This window comes from Pseudoalteromonas umbrosa (genome assembly GCF_030125375.1).
Taxonomy (GTDB): domain Bacteria; phylum Pseudomonadota; class Gammaproteobacteria; order Enterobacterales; family Alteromonadaceae; genus Pseudoalteromonas; species Pseudoalteromonas umbrosa.
Genome location: NZ_JASJUU010000003.1, coordinates 577015 through 593846 on the forward strand (window position 1 = coordinate 577015; position 16832 = coordinate 593846).

At 38.6% G+C, this 16832-nt stretch carries 14 protein-coding genes; all 14 read right to left on the reverse strand.

The window, feature by feature from the left end; translation table 11 throughout:
* Positions 1-10: 10 nt before the first annotated feature.
* Complete coding sequence (locus QNM16_RS12430; protein ID WP_284020777.1) at positions 11-1039, reverse strand: substrate-binding domain-containing protein; 1029 nt, start codon at positions 1037-1039, stop codon at positions 11-13.
* A 98-nt stretch (positions 1040-1137) separates the two neighbouring features.
* Positions 1138-1803, reverse strand: coding sequence for a hypothetical protein (locus QNM16_RS12435; protein WP_284020778.1), 666 nt, complete (start codon positions 1801-1803; stop codon positions 1138-1140).
* A 104-nt stretch (positions 1804-1907) separates the two neighbouring features.
* Positions 1908-3044: a glycosyltransferase family 4 protein gene (locus QNM16_RS12440; protein WP_284020779.1), complete on the reverse strand. Its 1137-nt coding sequence runs from the start codon at positions 3042-3044 to the stop codon at positions 1908-1910.
* Positions 3045-3200: 156 nt separating this feature from the next.
* Positions 3201-3656: a GNAT family N-acetyltransferase gene (locus QNM16_RS12445; protein WP_284020780.1), complete on the reverse strand. Its 456-nt coding sequence runs from the start codon at positions 3654-3656 to the stop codon at positions 3201-3203.
* A gap of 19 nt (positions 3657-3675) precedes the next feature.
* On the reverse strand, positions 3676-5067 hold the full coding sequence (locus tag QNM16_RS12450) for a sensor histidine kinase (RefSeq protein WP_284020781.1): 1392 nt from the start codon (positions 5065-5067) through the stop codon (positions 3676-3678).
* Positions 5064-5729, reverse strand: coding sequence for a response regulator transcription factor (locus QNM16_RS12455; RefSeq protein ID WP_284020782.1), 666 nt, complete (start codon positions 5727-5729; stop codon positions 5064-5066). The genes QNM16_RS12450 and QNM16_RS12455 overlap by 4 nt, the downstream gene beginning before the upstream one ends.
* Before the next feature lie 19 nt (positions 5730-5748).
* Positions 5749-8775: an efflux RND transporter permease subunit gene (locus tag QNM16_RS12460; RefSeq protein ID WP_284020783.1), complete on the reverse strand. Its 3027-nt coding sequence runs from the start codon at positions 8773-8775 to the stop codon at positions 5749-5751.
* Positions 8768-9838, reverse strand: coding sequence for an efflux RND transporter periplasmic adaptor subunit (locus QNM16_RS12465; protein ID WP_284020784.1), 1071 nt, complete (start codon positions 9836-9838; stop codon positions 8768-8770). Before QNM16_RS12465 ends, QNM16_RS12460 begins: the two co-directional genes overlap by 8 nt.
* Entirely contained in the window at positions 9828-10568 is a 741-nt protein-coding gene (locus QNM16_RS12470; protein ID WP_284020785.1) for a MipA/OmpV family protein, read from the reverse strand. The genes QNM16_RS12465 and QNM16_RS12470 overlap by 11 nt, the downstream gene beginning before the upstream one ends.
* A gap of 441 nt (positions 10569-11009) precedes the next feature.
* Positions 11010-11168 carry a hypothetical protein gene (locus tag QNM16_RS12475; protein ID WP_211037473.1) on the reverse strand — a complete coding sequence of 53 codons (159 nt, stop codon included), beginning with the start codon at positions 11166-11168 and terminating at the stop codon, positions 11010-11012.
* A 298-nt stretch (positions 11169-11466) separates the two neighbouring features.
* Positions 11467-12339 (reverse strand): hypothetical protein, encoded by an 873-nt coding sequence (locus QNM16_RS12480; protein WP_284020786.1) that lies wholly within the window; start codon positions 12337-12339, stop codon positions 11467-11469.
* Positions 12340-12600: 261 nt separating this feature from the next.
* Entirely contained in the window at positions 12601-13788 is a 1188-nt protein-coding gene (locus QNM16_RS12485; RefSeq protein WP_284020787.1) for a response regulator, read from the reverse strand.
* Positions 13778-14131, reverse strand: coding sequence for an Hpt domain-containing protein (locus tag QNM16_RS12490; RefSeq protein ID WP_284020788.1), 354 nt, complete (start codon positions 14129-14131; stop codon positions 13778-13780). Before QNM16_RS12490 ends, QNM16_RS12485 begins: the two co-directional genes overlap by 11 nt.
* Positions 14115-16754, reverse strand: a complete 2640-nt coding sequence (locus QNM16_RS12495) for an ATP-binding protein (RefSeq protein WP_284020789.1) — start codon at positions 16752-16754, stop codon at positions 14115-14117. The genes QNM16_RS12490 and QNM16_RS12495 overlap by 17 nt, the downstream gene beginning before the upstream one ends.
* Positions 16755-16832 lie beyond the last annotated feature (78 nt).

Here is a 16832-nt window from a genome sequence, read left to right on the forward strand (position 1 = left end):
GGCTAATGCTTTATCTGTTACTGGTGCATGTGGCTGCATTACCTTGATTACAATAATGAAAATCAAGGTAATAGGCACTTTGTTTTGGCTTAGTCTTAAATTTAACATACTCGTATAGGAGTTCTGTGCTTTTTTTGCCCATTTGGTAAGGCTTTTGGCCTATATTGATAGTGGATAATCCAAACCCAAGTGCTCTTAGTTGAACATTTTCTGTATCAGCCGAAATAATCGTGATTTTTTGTTTTGATAATCGCTTTTTATAGGGGGTTAACGCCGTAACGTAATTCGCATTGAATTGCGCAAACCCTGCGACAGCAATAAATATCGGCGGATTGTCATAATTAAAAATAGTAAGGAGTTGATTAAGTGCTTCATCCCGCTTACCGAGTGTATAAAGCGGACACCTATCGTACTCTATCCAACCAGATGTGCCGTCGAGCTTTTTCTTTGCATTTCCAGATAGTGCAAATCTTACTCCTTCTATCCTTTTGTTTAAGTTAGGTGCTGTGTAATGCCCTGATTGAACGCAGATTGGCTGTGGGGTTTGCTTTTGGTATTGCTTGGCGGCCTCACCCAGTGCAACGCCAAAGTCAAAGTTGTTGGTGCCAACATACGCCAATCTATAATCGCGTTCTTTTTTAAGTAGATCAGAATCAAAAGTGATGACCGGTATACCTTTTCTCTTTGCATACTTTAATGCGCCAGATACAAGATGCTTAGAATCTGTTGTTGATATCAAAAGACCATCTACACCTTTGTCTATATACTCTTTGGCAATGAGCACCTGAGTGCGTACATCTTGGTAGTCATCAGCGCCGTCATATACACATGTCAGGTCGTTTTGAACACGTGCAAAATCTTTACATCCAGCAAAAGCTTGCTGATAAAAACTGTCATTTTTGGTTTTACCAATTAAGGCAAAGGTATATTGTGCAAGAGTACGCGGACTTAAAAAAATGAGCCCTATCACTAAACAATATGTAATACGCTTCACATCAGCCACTAATTCTAAATCCTTGACTAATTTATGATATGTCACTGTTAACATCTAGAGTTTAACGTGTTTTAAAATGAAGGCAATGAAATAAGTCATGACTGCACACTATTTTGCTGTGCATCTAATTATAAAAATTAAAATTAGTTATGTGTTTTTTGATTTGCAATTGCTAATTCAAGTATTGATATATGGCGTGACACTTTAGAGGCAAGCAGACGGCTAAAGGCACCAAAAAAATAGATAATTGGAATGATATAAGCAATTGATAGTACCCAATCCAGTTCTATTTCACTGAGCTTATCAAGCGATATAAGTAGTGCCAATATACCCGGAGCAAAGCCAATTCGTTCGATTGAGCCAACAAGCAAGGCTGTCTTTTGCTCAAAGATATGTTTTTGTGCTTTGACTTCTAATAAAACGATTTCTAGCTTTTCCGGGCTTTTTTTTGATAAAAAGTCTATATATTTTTTGTCGATCTTCTCAGTTTCCTGAGCGTTGGAATACACTAAATTGAAAGGGTTCTTAAAATGTAAGCTTATCTCTTTACTTCTCACGATAAACAACAATGCTGGATGAGCAATTATCCCAAAGTAGCCAGAAAGTAAAAAAATCAAAGAAGTCATTTTGAATGTTTCTTGCCTAGTTAATTGCCATACAAATGCAACGACAATGGCAATTAAGATCAGAGACAAATAAAAGGTATACAGTTTAAACTCTAAATGTTTAGGTAATCTACTTCCCTGCTTGCATAGAATGGTCTCTCTGCGACTCAGCCCTTGTAATGCTCTATATATTGAATCAGACACTCCATTACTCCTTGTGATGGATATTTAATCAGAAGGTGGCGCTTAAATATCGACACCTTGAGATATAGGTATAGAACAAAATCTGCGATTATGGTGGTTTATGGTTACAAAGCTTGTATCCACCTCGATAAGGCTCTTGTTTGGTGTTTAACGTTAAAGTTATCTTCTGCATATTTTCTGGCGTTTTTACCGAGCAAGTGTTGGTGATAGGCACTCAGTTGCATAAATGCAGTCAACATGTTTGACATAGCATCGATACTATTTGGTGGGCATTTCATCCCAGTATTTGAACTAGTAATTTCTTTACATGCAGCGATATTTGAGGTTAACACAGGTAGCCCGCAAGCCATTGCTTCTTTGATATATGTGATGTTATTTACTTGCGCTATGCTGTTATCCGAGCAATAAGGTGCAACGATTGCACTGTACTTTGGTAGGTTTTTCAATATCCATGAGCGAGGTTTGGCACCTAAAAAGTGCACGCGCCTGTTAAGTCGCTTTCTAATTAACTCATTTACGAGCGCTTTTTTAATCGGCCCATCCCCGATAATATCAAGATTAACCTCAATGCGAGCAGGTAGGCTTGCCAGTGCGTTTAGAATAACGTTTAGCCCTGACTCCTTAACAATATTGCCGATGAAAATAAGTTTTAAACTGGGCTTATTTCTTCCATAAGGCTTATATTTAGAAATATCGAGCCCTCTATTTAACACCAAAGGTTGCATATGCTCAGGTAGTCTCTGACATTCAAGCTCCATGAGTGGCAGGTCGCACTGCTCAAACAGCTTAAACTGTTTCTTACCTATTCTGCTTTGGTTTTTGACATCCCAAAAGCTTGATAGTGAAATATCGGCGCATTTTGTACTGGCAAGGCTAATATAGTAGTCATTTTGGTTAAAGCTGCAGTGTAAATGTTCAATTTCTTTTTTCTTGAGTAACTTTGTAAGCTTTGTACCCTTACCTATCAAATCGAAGAAGTTTAGCCCTTTGAATTGCTTCCAAATAGCGTAACACCGCCGTAAGTATCCAATGGTTGAGCACAGCCCACTAGACTCAATGATGTTTGGAGAACCCAAATATGCAATTGAAACTGATTTGTGTAAGTTTCTAATATTTTTATATTTTACGCGGGTGATAATAGTGACTTTATGACCGATTTCAGCGAGTGCATTTGCTTCACTGAGCATCATGGAGACTTCGTCGATGTTCCTCGATGTCGTATAAATTCCAATATGTTTCATTCACTGGCCTACTAAATTGACTTTGATGGTTAACTAAATCAAAAAGCAGGCCAGTTTTAAGTGTTTGATTTGTATGAGGTATAGCTGTTTTAGACAAACAAAAAACGCAAATTGCATTGCAAATTAAAAATACGAAATCAATTTTATATTCATGTTTTACTTAACTTTATCCAGTGGCATAGACATAGGAATAAAGCGGATCCCATTAAATCGTCCTTCTGGCTCAGTTGCACTAAATCCAATTGCCTCATAAAAGCTACGAGCATTAATAGATGCTCGAAGAGACACTTGCTTGCCATCGGCAAAGCTTACGAGCTTATTGACTAAAGCTTTACCGACTCCTTTACCCTGAGCGTTTTTCGATACAAAAACGTGGGTAATGTAGTTTTGTTCTCGGATAGCTCCAAAGCCAATGATCTGATCTAGCTCTGTTGCTACAATGCTTTTAAACAAGGCTGGATTCATCGTTGCCTCGAGGTCTGGTATGACACGACTTATAAATTCGCTTTTTCCTTGTCTGCAAAAATGCGGCAGTATATCCATATTAGATACATCAGACACTAGCTTTGAAATACTTTGCAGATCCGCGCTTTCTAACGCTCTAATTTGCATAGCTAAACTCCTTTAAATGCTATGAAACAAGTGTATTTTCCACCCTATCATAAAAATATACATGGAAGGTAGCCCCGCCGAGTTCATTGTTACATTCAACGTCAATTTTTGCGTTATGCGCAAGCGTTACTTCGTGTACGATAGCTAAGCCTAAACCGCTGCCGGTTAAAGTTGATTGCTCTTTTCTCCAAAAACGTTCAAACAACTTAACTCTGTCTTCTTCTTTTATGCCAGGCCCTGAATCTTTTACAGAAATCCTGTCATTTGCAACTTCGACGATAATATTAGCGCCTTCGTCCGCATGTTTAAGTGCATTTTCTAACAGGTTTTTGAGCATAATGATCAGCGCTGCTTGATCGCCAATGACAGTCGCGTTTTTATCAATCTCTTCGAGTGCCAGTTCTTTTTTATATGTGAGTGTTAATGGGCCTAGAAGCATGCAAACATCTTTGGCGACATCTGATATATTCACTGGTTTATGCAAATAGCTATTTTGATTTTGTGCACGTGATAAATCTAGTAGCTGTTCAACAACACGCGTCATATATGAAATATCCCCCATTAGCTCACAGCCAATTTTTTCTGGCAAATTTGCTAATTCTAGGCGTGTGCGCAGTACAGCAAGAGGAGTCTTTAATTCATGTGCCGCATTTGCCACAAATCGTTTTTGCTCCTTGAAGCCTTTTTCAACGCGCTCCATGGTGTCGTTAAGTGCATTGACAAGCGGCAACATTTCGCTTGGGACACCTTTTTTATCAAGTCGTCTATCAAGTTGAGAAGGGTCTATGCCATCTAGTTGCTCAGCTACATTGTTAACGGGCTTGACGACCGCTTTAATAGACACATAGCCAACACAAATAAATATTAAAAAAGCAGCAACCATTGTAAGCGTGAGCACTTGTCCTAGCATAGGCAATACAGCTTCATTGGCAAGTTCGCCAATCAGGTCGTCTCTCGCCAAGTCGACATATAAGTCTTTGCCCTGTAAAGTTACCGAGAATCGGTATCTGTCAATGCCATTAAAAAATGAGTACCCTTCAGGTAAGTCTAGCGGCAGAGCCTGTAGGGCAGCAGATGTTTCCAAGTGCTGGTTAGAAGTCAGGATCACACTATTCGTTGCGCGGTCGATAACTTTAAATGCAAGGTTGTTAAATAGTGCGTCATAACCCCATTTTTTGGCCATGTTTGTGGATGAATAAAATAACGTGCCCCGCTCATCAAAATATAGGCTCTCGGGAATGTCCTCTGCCATGCCATGCATACTTTTTTCTACTGCAATGTTGGCAAAGTTAATTGAAAACAAAAATAAAATTGCGCCAATGAGCGCAAATACGGCACCACCCATTACACTAAATAGTATAAAGAGTTTGCGTGCTAGAGAGTCCTTTTTGGTAATGCCTGACTGGTTCATGACAAAATATATCCTATTCCTCGGATTGTTTTTATGTCTGTACTTGACCCTGCTTGTTCAAGTTTTTTTCTAATGCGGTGCATAGCAACTTGAATGGCATTGTCTGTGACTTCAAAGCCTAATGCGTATATTGCGTCATAAATTGCATCTTTACTAACGGTTAAACTAGCGTGCCTTATCATATATTCTAAAATTGCGACTTCAGTTTTACCCATATTGATATTTTTATCGTCGACCATAACGCGCCTTGCCTTACTATCTAAAGACACATTGCCTCTGGTTAATAGGTTACCTGAATATTCTACTGGTCTTCTTAAAATTGCGCGCAGTCTTGCTTTTAATTCATCAATAGCAAAGGGCTTATTCAGATAATCGTCTGCCCCTAAATCAAGCCCTTTAATCCTGTCTTCTACGCCTCCGCGGGCAGTTAAAATAAGAATGGGAATTGGATTATCAGCGCCCCTAAGCTGTCTTATGACATCAATACCATCTGTGTCGGGTAGACCAAGATCAAGAACCAGCGCATCATACTGCCAGTTGTCAATTAAGCTGCTCATCTCACCTGCACTGTTTGCGATGTCTGCCGCATGGCCATCTTGTAATATTGCTTGTTGGATAAACTCTGCAAGTTGTTGATTATCTTCTGTGATTAATATGCGCATAGATTTAAACTGTCCTTTTTTATTGTTGTATATTAATTCGTTTTAAATGCCTTTTTGGATCAATTAACCAGTGCATACATATTGGCATAACGAACAACATAATGAGCGTAGAGCTTATTAACCCGCCAATCACTGCCCACGCAAGTGGTGGCCACAGTGGGCTTTGACCAAATGTGAGTGGTAACATCCCAATAATTGTTGTGATTGTGGTTAAAATAATGGCCCTTAGCCTACTTGATATAGCAAGCTCAATAGCTTCAATCTTACTTTTTCCTTTTTTCATTTCTTCGAGTGTTGAATCAATGAGCAAAATGGCTGTGTTAACGACAATCCCCATTAATGCGAGTACCCCGAGCAAAGACATGAATCCAAAAGGTATATTCACAAGTGAAAGCATAATCGGTGCGCCAATAGCACCCATTGGGATACTTATCATTACCAGTGCGGTGAGCTTGTAAGAATTAAACTGTATCATGAGCGCAACGAATAATAGGATTAAACCTGCTGGTAAAGCCATGAGCAACGCGGAATTTGCCTCTGCTGATTCTTCAAACTCACCACCAAATTCCATTTTGACACCGTATTTGTTCGCTATTGTTTCGAGCTCTGGTTGCAATTTCTCAAGTACAGACTCTTCATCAAATCCTGCATTAACGTCAGCAAGTACTCGCAGTTCCGTTCTGCCGTTTCGACGTGTTTCTACGGCCGCAGCCCTTGTAATTTGCGTAGAAACGAATGTTGAAATTGGTAAAAACTGGTCATTATTGATCACTTGTAATGACATTAAGCGCTCAGCACTTTGTGACGAACTGGTGTCTTGTAATATCAGACTTACCGGCTCCGTCTTATATCTTAGGTCAGCCAACTGTAACCCGGTCCCCTGCCATGCGAAATAGCTTGCAAGTTCTGCCTCTGTCAAGCTAGACAAACTAAGGGACTGCTGATCAATTTCAAAATTTACATTCGCAATGCCATAGCTATAAGCTCTTCTGACATGCTGTGTGGCTTTATCTTCATTTAAAAGCATGAAAATGTCTTCTGCGGCGTGTAAATTTGCAGTTGTATTGTTGCTTATCAGCCTAATTTCTATCGGACTTTCAATCGGCGGGCCTTGTCCAAGTTCTCTCGCAATAATGAGTACTTCTGGAAAGTTTTGTGGTAAAAAAATATTAAGCCGTTCAACTATTTCTTTAAGGTTTATATTTTCTTCTACTTCGAAAACAACACGGGCGATGTGACTTTCTCCTGGCTGCTGTACTAAGTTGTAATAAAATCTTGGGCCAGATGAGCCGCTAAAAGTCAGTGTTTGCGTGACAAACCCAAGGGTTTGAATACTGTCACTTACTTCGTTTGCTACTTGTGTGGTCTTCGTGATGCTAGAGCCATAGGGTAATTGGATATCCACATAAGCCTGATTCCTATTGGTTTTTGGGAAAAACTCGCCATTAACTGCTGGTAGCACGAATATCAGAGATAAAACAAAGGTTACTCCCACTAATGTTGTTTTTTTCTTGTTTAATGAGAACTTTGCTATTTTGCTACCCATCGACTGCAGCTGGTCATTTTTAAAGGTGTTTTTTGTATTATGTTTAAGGGTAAAGTTTGCCAAAATAGGTATAAACGCTAGCGCAATAATATAGCTAATACTAATGCAAAGGATCACTAGTACAGGTATGGTTGCGATAAAATCGGCTACGCTGCCTTTTGCTAATAACATAGGTAAAAATGCGGCTATTGTGGTAACTGTTGCAGTAGCGAGAGGTTTGTAAAGGGCCTTTACGGCTTGCTTACTTGCTTCTAGTCGGTTTAGCCCTTGGTCAATTAGCTGTACGATCTTTTCTGCCATTACAATACTGTTATCAACCATTAGTCCAAGCGAGATGACCAAACCTGCGATGGTCATTTGATGAATAACGCCTTGTGCTGCAGTAAACAAACCCACTGCAATAAGCGTAATAGTCGGTATCGATATGACTACGATAACAGCTGTTCTTACTGACATGAGTAAAATCAGTACTACTGCAACCGCCAAACATCCTGTTGCGAGTGATGAGAGTAAGTCTGTTTTTCGCTTTTGTGTCCATTTCGGTTGAAATATTACTATCTGTGCTGGTGGCGCTGTGAATTGGCTGTTAAAGCGCTCTACAACCTGCTTTATTTGCTCGCCGACTGCGGTTACACGTACAGTGTTTGCGGGTAAAGTCACGGCCAATCCAACCGCAGTTTTACCATTTACCATAAAGCGCTCAGGTGCAATTGGATTTGTACGGTAGTAGATATCAGCCATGGTTGACATCTTGATAGGGCTTGCATCATCGAGTGTTATTTGGCTGTTAGCTATATCCTCTAAAGATTGTATTCTGCCAACAGCATTAGAGTTGGTTGCTAAACCTCGGTTTTCAAAGCTAATACCCGTACCAGCAGTATTATTGAATCTTTGTGCAATCTGCATTGGAGATACGCCCAATTCTGTCATTGCCTGCTGCGAATAGTCGATGACGATTTGTTCTTGCGGATCTCCCACCAGCGTGACACTTCTAATTGCTGAGAGCTGTTCAAGCTCTGTTCTTAAATCGAGCGCAATTTCACGTTGTCGCAATAAATCATTTGGATTAGTAATTGCAATCACAATTCCTTGCGTGTCCTGTGCCCTATCTACTAGTTGGATAGCAACATTAGGGATGGTTTGTTTTTGGTTGTTTACGGTATCTTTTATTCGCTCCCACACCGTGTCTGTCTCATAAATATGTTCGTGAAGTTCAATATCAATGGTGGCGCTGCCATTTTTGATTCTAGACTGGTAGTTGCTTACCTCATCTATCTCGCTTATCGCTCGCTCTAGTGGGATAACCGCCGTATCTTTGAGCTGAGATATGGTCATGTTGCTGGCATTTAATGTTACAAAACCATTGCGGTATGGAAACTGAGGATCCTCTTGTTCATTGGCACTGAACCAGCCTGCGATCCCTACAGTGACTAAAATTGCAATCACCCCAAGGATAAGCCTTGGGCTTTGATACCATTTGAGAGAGGCTTTATCAGTCATTATTTTCCTCCAATGCAGCCATTAGGTTTTTGCTTAGTGTTGGCTCAGGTGATGTGTCAAATTGAATCCCATCTAAATTTTCTTCTGCAGTGATCAATAAGTCACTTCCGCGAGTGCTAACAAGCTCAACATTATATTTATTGTGTTCTTTATCGAGCATATAGACTTCGCCGTTTGGCATAAATCTCACAGCGTTAGTATGAATCCGATAAACTGCCTTACTTGTAGATGCGATCCGTAATTGAGCTGTCAGACCTAGCAAGTTTTCAACCCTACTTTCAATTAACACTGAGATTCTAAACAACGATGGGCCACTTACCGATGGTATTGCTTTTTCGCTGATTGTTCCGTTTATCTCTTTGTCTACAGTTGGGATAAAAATGGTGACAGGTTGAGCCATATATAGATCCACAGCATCTCGTTCAGGTACCCAATATTCAACTTTCAATCTACCTGACTCCTCGAATCGGATAACAGGGTTTGATGAAGTGACAAATTGCCCTTCTCTAGCATAGAGTGACGCAACTAAGCCATCCTGAGGGGCATAAATTGAAAACTCCTTTAATGCATTGTTGGCTTGTGTTAATTGTGCCTCCATTTGCGTTACTATGTCTTTTGCTATCTTTGTTGTTTTTTCAGCTTGTTCTAATTGGGAAACTGAAGTCAGTGCTTTGTCGCGTAGGTTTTTTATACGTTCAAATTCACTTTGAGCTTCCTCAGACGCTGCAATTGCAGCGCTGAGAACAGCTTCTTTTTCTATGACTTGGGTTGTTAAATTGGGGGAATATAATCTGGCGATTAGTGTACCCTTGCTAACAAATTGTCCTTCTCTAACTGCGAGCTGCTCTATTCGTCCGCTATTAAAAAGCGCCATATCATAGCCACGTTCACTTTGAACTTTGCCGTATAATATTTTAGTAGGCGCAGATACGCGTTCAGCTTGTGTCGTTGGTTGCACTTTTATCTGTGCAATTGGCTTGGCGTTAGTCTCACTACAAGCTGATGCAAATGTGAGCACGAAAATTGTTGCTACGCTAGATAGCGCCTTGCGTTTAAAAGACATAAACGTACCCCAGTAAAAATTGGAAAGTCCCGGACTTGTCTACCAGTGGTGAGTCTTTAATTGTGCTGTCAAAAGCGGTGTAACTCGCATCAGCTTTTATCATATGATTTTCACCAAAAAACCAATCACTGCTAATGCCGATTTCCATGTTGGTTGCGCTGTCTACTTCATAAAATGATCTTGATGTTGTCGCCTCTGAGCGTCTTACACCATAGTAGTAATTTGCTAGATCCTCACTTGCGAAATTAGCTGAAACGTAAGGCATAATGCGACCTTGCTTCACTCGCATTGGAATTCCGTAGGAAAGGCTTGCCTCGTATCCCTCGTGAGTATTTGTCACATCATGAGTGAATTTAACGCCAAATTCACCAAAGTCAGAGTCAATTTCTGCTTCAAAACCGAAATCGAAGCTCATATCTCTGTCTTCCATGCCTGTAAATAATTCATCATCGGCTTGCTCATATCCATCAAGTCTGAGCATACCGGTTGCAGCAATTTCAAAGTTTTCGCTTCTGTAAAATGTGTAAGAAGCGTACGGCCCTAATAATCTGAAGTCTCCATATTCAACTGCAATAGCCGGTACAAACTCTGTCTCACTGCCAACGCCTTTGTAACCTTCATCCTGAACGATAATTGCGCCACCAATACCCAGTTTTAGTTCTTGTTCTTCTGCAAAAGAAGCTGTGCTGCAAGCAAGTGTCAAAGCGCAAAGGTATTTTGTTAGTTTCATGTGTTTTCCTTAATAGAGTATTTAAGCTTTAAAATTGGGTGTATTTGTTTCTACATGGCAAACAATAATCCAGGAAACTTTCTCGAAACTTACAAGGCTGTAATTTTTAAAAATAAATGTTTTGAGGGTTAAAGAGTGTGCTTAATAAAGCTGATCAATGTGGACCGATGAAATAGAGTCATCTATTTATAGGTAATTTGTATTGATGTCGATATTGTTTTGCCGAGTATGAAGCAGATATGACATGTTTCAGCTTGATTATGAGCTAAAAACGTTAGTGCGACGTTTACTATCTAGACTAAATGACTAGCGCCAGTGGTTTTAATAGAGTGACTATCTAAGAATTAAAGAGAAATTATATATTACAAAATCATTAGTGATTTTATTAAGTGAAAAACCCATATGGGAGACGCTAAGTCTCCCTAAAATACCAAACGGTTTTTAGCACTGGCATGCCCAGTATCTATTACCTGTTTCAGATTCACGCGGTGGGCAACGAAGTGTGTAACCCGCACCAGCTACATTTGGCGTTGCGTTTGCATCTAGGTTTTTATCTTTACTTAACTGCTTTAGTTGTTGCTTTTTAATTGCAAGTTTCATTGTCTATTTCCTTATCTAAATTAGTTATTCAATTATACACAGCTTGCAGTACGGCTGTTGCTAGCCTGTTAATATTAATAGCATTGCTTTGTAACATATTACAAGTAAGAAAATGAATAAAATTCAATCGCAAATTGTGCGTGTAAAAGTATTAGATTTTTAATAAATTTTTAATACTTTGATTTTAATTCTTATTTTATACTTTACTACTTAATGAAGGCTAAAATTATTTTTATAAAAACTTTCCTTACTTTAGCCGTCTCAAGTGAAAACTAGCCGTTGTAAAAGAGAAAACAAGCTATTTAATTAATTTGCTAAGCTCTCCCCTTGTGGGTGCGCTTTGCGCATCATGTATTTTTAATTCAGCACCGTAGCCAAATACATCTTTAAGTTTCGCTTGATATTCATCGGCGTTGTGGCCTTTAAGTCTAAACAGTTCTTTTAGCTCTTTTCGATCTATACCCTTGTCATCTGCTATTTTTAATAGTGCTTGGCCTACATTCACAAAGCCTGTTTTATCCATACTTGCTATGACTTTATCGTTATAGGTAAAAACATGTGTCTGTGGCGTTTGACTAAACAGCACTTTTCTACGGTGCATCTCTTCTTTGTACATTTTATTCTTGAAATCATCTTGGCGCATTTGTGTAACTTGCTCATTCACAAAACGATTGAACGAATAACCATGTTGCATTTCAAATTTCTGTGCTCTTGTTGGTTGTTGACCATCTGCAAAAAATCTAACTTCAGCATTAGGGTAATATTGATTTAGTAACTGTTTTATTTTTTCGGGATCTCCTCCAGCTTTTGATAAAATATCCTTTTCAGGACCATAGCCACTAGGTTCCTCATCTTGGTGTTGAAATGCCACGGCTTTGTCATCAACAAAAATAGCCGCCGTAATATGTGTCTCTTTTTCTCCTGATTTTCGTAACTCTTGTTCATATTGTTCAGCGGTAAATCCATTTTGACTTATGTCGATGGATTGGAGTTTTGATAGATCTTGTTTTTTAGGCTTGACCAAATATACGAGATTAATACTATCTTTGATGGTAAATGATGTTTTCTTCTTATTTTCCTGTGTTTGATCATTATTTACTTGGTTACTTTTTCCGTACTTATTTTGACGATATGTATCTAATATCCCATAAGCCTCTGAAGATATTTGCATAATCAGCTCCTTTTGAAAATTTTTAGCGACTTAGATACCTGTGTTTGAGGAAGGTGAAATAGATTGCCGCTTGTCAGAATTTAGCAAAATTTGTACCAAAAAGGGTTTCAAACAATACTTAAAGGCATGTATTTTTAATTAAACTCAGGTGATTACACATAAGCTTTGCCGAGCTACTTAATCGTTAGAAAACAATTATCGCACATCGAGAATGTAGTTCCTTAATGAATACTGTTATCAGGCCCTGCACACTTCACTATTCTATAGTTGATGGCCGATGGCTTTGTTTACGATTGCTAAAATCTCTTGCTTGGTTGATGGCTTTAGAATGTAGCCATCTAAGCCATGTTCAGCCCATTTTTTTACCAGCTGTTTGTTTTTATTTCCAGTTAGTGCGATAACTGGTGTTTTTATATTCTTCCCTACATTTCGAATATGCTTGGTAGTATTTAAACCGTCTAAATTTGGCAAAAATAAGTCCATAACTATCAAATCATATTGAGTAAGTTTGATTTTTTTTATCGCGGCTAGTCCATCATCCACTTGCTCAATTTCATAACCTACATTACTCAAAACGTCACTTATCATTTCTCGATATATGTGATTATCTTCAACTAATAAAATTGATTGTTGAGTATTCGTCTCGTTGTGTAGAAAGTCATTACTTGCAGTTACTTCATTTTTGATAGATTGCCTTGACTGTAATGGTTGTTGTAATTGATTTAGCAATTGTGAGTTTAAATTCTGAGATTGTTTTAGGCCGTTAACTAAGCCCATGAGTTTTTCTGATATTGAAGACTCTAGTGCATTTAGAAGAGGTTGGATATGTGACTCATTTAACTCTGACATTAATTGTCTATGCATCCCTTCGGGCAGTTGAGAAAGAATATCTTGGTTGATTGAATTGACTTCTTCCTTACGTTTATTAATTTCATCCATCAGAGAAGTTTTATAACCTAACCCTATTTCTATAAGATCATTTAATTCTTCATTTTGATTTTGGACTATGGCGTCTAATGACTCAATGTATGTATCTGAATTTGCGAATTGCTTCAGCCCATCGTAGACAATGAGTTGTAGTCTAAACTTTTCATATAGGGGTTGGTATACAAAATAGCTATCAAATAGGTTTTTCAAACAGCACTTAAACGCAACTCCAGATTCTTTATTACTGCAAAGTAAAACACTATAGTGGTTTTTAATTAATCTATTCTCTTTAATTAATAAATTATACAAACAGATACTTTTTTTAACGTCAGATAGCGCAAACAAAAGTACTTTCGGAGCTAGCTGTTGTATATCATCTAGAGCGGTTTTTCTGACTATTAAGCATCGAAAATCATCTGTTTGTTCTGCAATAAGTTCGGCTACACCTTGGACATCATCCTCTCTATGGGCCAACAGTAAAACCGACGGGTGTCGTTTAGCTATCCGGTTGTTACTTGTCATGTGTTAACTCCTTTTTTATTGCCCCAAACTCGCCATTTAACTTGATAATGACCTGTTTAATTGCTGGTTTATTCTGATCTAAGCTATAGCTCTCTATTGTTTCGAGGAAATACGCACAACGCTCAGCTCCGACGGCTCGCGCTGATGTTTTAAGATAATGTGCTTGGCTTTTTAATTCTTTGAAGTCGCTTATGTTAAAAGACTTCACAATGCTCTTTAAGACGACGGAAGCTTGCTTTAAAAACTCCACGTGAAACTTGGCAATCTTAGTCGGTTCATCTCCAACCAACTCAATAATTGTATTTCGATTTAACGTCTTTAATTCATCAAGTTGAGTGTTCATACCAACGCTCCATGATTGATTTGATGTCGTGTAGCCTTATGGGTTTACATAAGAAGTCGTTCATACCTATGGAGGTACACAAGTCCCTTTCCCCCTGCATCACAGCCCCAGTTACTGCGATTATTGGTACTGGCGACTGATCTGTTTTTGCTTCTTCGGTTCTGATCTGTTTAGTCATTTCATACCCGTCAACTTTAGGCATATGACAGTCGGTTAAGATGAGCTTATAAGTTCCACTATGCCAAAAGTTAAATCCTTCAGCGCCATTGTTGGCAACATCGCAAGATAAACCCAATTTAGCTAATTGGCTCTTTATTAGCTTTTGATTGAATGGGTTGTCTTCTACTAACAGAATGTCATGTATGTCGTATTCTGCTACCAAAGGGTTATCTTCCTCATTTACAGAGGCTTCAATAGAGTCATCAGTATCAAAATCTAAGGAAAAGTCTTCAATAAGAAGCTGCTCCTGTTGCTGGGCATTAATTTGCTTTTCTAAGAGTTTGAGCGTGATAGGTTGGTTAGAAAATACTGCTAAAAATGGGGCCGATAACGCGATAAGCTCAACCAGTGAACGGTCAGAATAAACAATCACTTTATGTATTTTTGAAAGCATCTCGATATGTTTTGAAAACCTTTCTAATTCGTTAGTCAGGACAACGTTATGCTTTATTTCTGAATTAGGTGTAATTTGGTTGTTTTCCAAATCGATTATGTTTACTGCAAAAGCACATTCTAGGAGTTGGAGTATATGCTGGTTTTTTTCTGATAACGTGCCTATTAGATAACAATTGAGTGCACTTTTTTCTTCGATACTCCCCTCTGCAAGTTCAAGCCAAAAAGGGGCTGTTATTGTAAATTGACTGCCGACTCCGAGTTCACTTTCTACGGAGATTTTTCCACCCATTAGGTCGATAAGTTTGCCGCAAATTGAAAGTCCTAAGCCCGTACCACCGAACTTTCTTGTGGTAGATTTTTCTGCTTGTGTAAACGGCGTAAATAGTTTCTGAATTGTCTCACTACTCATGCCGACACCGCTATCAGACACTGTAACAATGACTTCACTTTGATAGATATTAAGTTTGTTAACATGTGTCTTTACAGTAATTTTTTTGATTGGAACGGAATCGCAATTAGTAAATTTGACAGCATTACTCAAGATATTGAGTAAAACTTGTAAAAATCTATTTTCATCGCCTTTTAAAATCACTGATTCAGTAAATGATTCGAAGATATTTAGTTCAATATCCTTTTCTTTTGCTGTTGCACTGAAAGTGTTTACCACATTTGTGATAACAGAAGGCAAGTCAAATTTGACGGTTTCAAGTTCAAGCTTACCAGCCTCAATTTTATTTAAATCCAGCAAATCATTTAAAATTGTAATTAGGTGGTTTGCAGAAGTAGACGCTGTTTCGACCAAGTCTTTAGGCTCATGAGAGAGTGTACTATGAGAAAGTAAATCTAATGCACCAATAATGCCATTGAGTGGAGTTCTTAACTCGTGACTTATCATGGATAAAAATTCAGATTTAATTTTATTGGCTTGTTCAGCTTTTTGCAGTGTTTTATGTAATTCGGCTGTTCTATCATTAACCCGAGTTTCTAACTCTGAATTAAGTCTTTTAAGTGCTAATTGTGTTGTGTGGATTTCAGTTTGGTCGACACAGACACCATCTATGCGGCAATATTCTCCTTTATAGTTTTTACCAACGCGGCCCTGTGCGAAGACGTAAATAACTTCTCCGCTCTTGAGAATACTTCGGTAATGTTGTTTAAATTCAACACCAGTACGCAAGCTTTCTTCTAGTGCAATTTGAACGCGAGGTTTATCCTCAGGGTGAAGTAATTCAACCCACTTATCTAAATCCCCTATGTCCTCTGGTGACAGTTTGAAGATGTTGTTGGCCAGCATATCCCATTTCCAAAGCCATTGGTGCCCTGATTTGGTGGCACGCCAAGTTCCTATTTTTCCTGCTTCTATCGCCAATTGTTTACTTTCATCGGCGTCGTTTAGAGCTATGACAGTGGTTTTCTCAACGGTACAATCTTGCAAGGTGCCATTGATCCATTGCTCACTTGATTTATGAAGGCAGCTTCCCTTCAGTGCAAACCAAGATTTTTGACCTGATAGCTTTAACCTAAACTCAAATTGTAATGGCACACCAAACTGAACATGGTTTTCGAAGAAAAGTGGAAATAATGCTCTATCGTCACAGTGCACGAGTGATAATAATTTACGCCAAGTTAGTTTAATGTTTGGATTTATCCCCAGTATTCGCTTCGAAATATCAGAAAGGTATATCGTTTTTGTCTCGATGTTGTAGCGCCAGATCCCAATGCTTGAACTACTGATTGCATCAACTAAAAAGTCTAAATGTTCAGTATTGTTTTTTTGCTCTTGCAGTAAAAAGCAATAGCCATTTTGACAGCTATAACGGTTGAATATAAAGCGATGGGACTGATATGAGCCAATTGAGAGATCATCTGTTATGGATTCAATTTCGAATATTTCTTTTAGGTCTAAGCCTATAAGTTTCTTTTTGTTTAGCAGCTCTGTTGCGGCTTGGCTTACAAATCTAATTTGCAAGTTGAGATCAGTAATTATGTGAGGAGTGTTACTGTCCATGCTGTCCTTGCCGCTTAAACTCTATCATCGTTAATTTTAAATATAGCAGCAATCTAATACATGGCAGCTTTATGTTAG

Coding starts and splice junctions, on each gene's coding strand:
- QNM16_RS12440 (WP_284020779.1), bottom strand. CDS start 3,044: ATGAAACATATTGGAATTTATACGACATCGAGGAACATCGACGAAGTC.
- QNM16_RS12445 (WP_284020780.1), bottom strand. CDS start 3,656: ATGCAAATTAGAGCGTTAGAAAGCGCGGATCTGCAAAGTATTTCAAAG.
- QNM16_RS12450 (WP_284020781.1), bottom strand. CDS start 5,067: ATGAACCAGTCAGGCATTACCAAAAAGGACTCTCTAGCACGCAAACTC.
- QNM16_RS12455 (WP_284020782.1), bottom strand. CDS start 5,729: ATGCGCATATTAATCACAGAAGATAATCAACAACTTGCAGAGTTTATC.
- QNM16_RS12460 (WP_284020783.1), bottom strand. CDS start 8,775: ATGACTGATAAAGCCTCTCTCAAATGGTATCAAAGCCCAAGGCTTATC.
- QNM16_RS12465 (WP_284020784.1), bottom strand. CDS start 9,838: ATGTCTTTTAAACGCAAGGCGCTATCTAGCGTAGCAACAATTTTCGTG.
- QNM16_RS12470 (WP_284020785.1), bottom strand. CDS start 10,568: ATGAAACTAACAAAATACCTTTGCGCTTTGACACTTGCTTGCAGCACA.
- QNM16_RS12475 (WP_211037473.1), bottom strand. CDS start 11,168: ATGAAACTTGCAATTAAAAAGCAACAACTAAAGCAGTTAAGTAAAGAT.
- QNM16_RS12480 (WP_284020786.1), bottom strand. CDS start 12,339: ATGCAAATATCTTCAGAGGCTTATGGGATATTAGATACATATCGTCAA.
- QNM16_RS12485 (WP_284020787.1), bottom strand. CDS start 13,788: ATGACAAGTAACAACCGGATAGCTAAACGACACCCGTCGGTTTTACTG.
- QNM16_RS12490 (WP_284020788.1), bottom strand. CDS start 14,131: ATGAACACTCAACTTGATGAATTAAAGACGTTAAATCGAAATACAATT.
- QNM16_RS12495 (WP_284020789.1), bottom strand. CDS start 16,754: ATGGACAGTAACACTCCTCACATAATTACTGATCTCAACTTGCAAATT.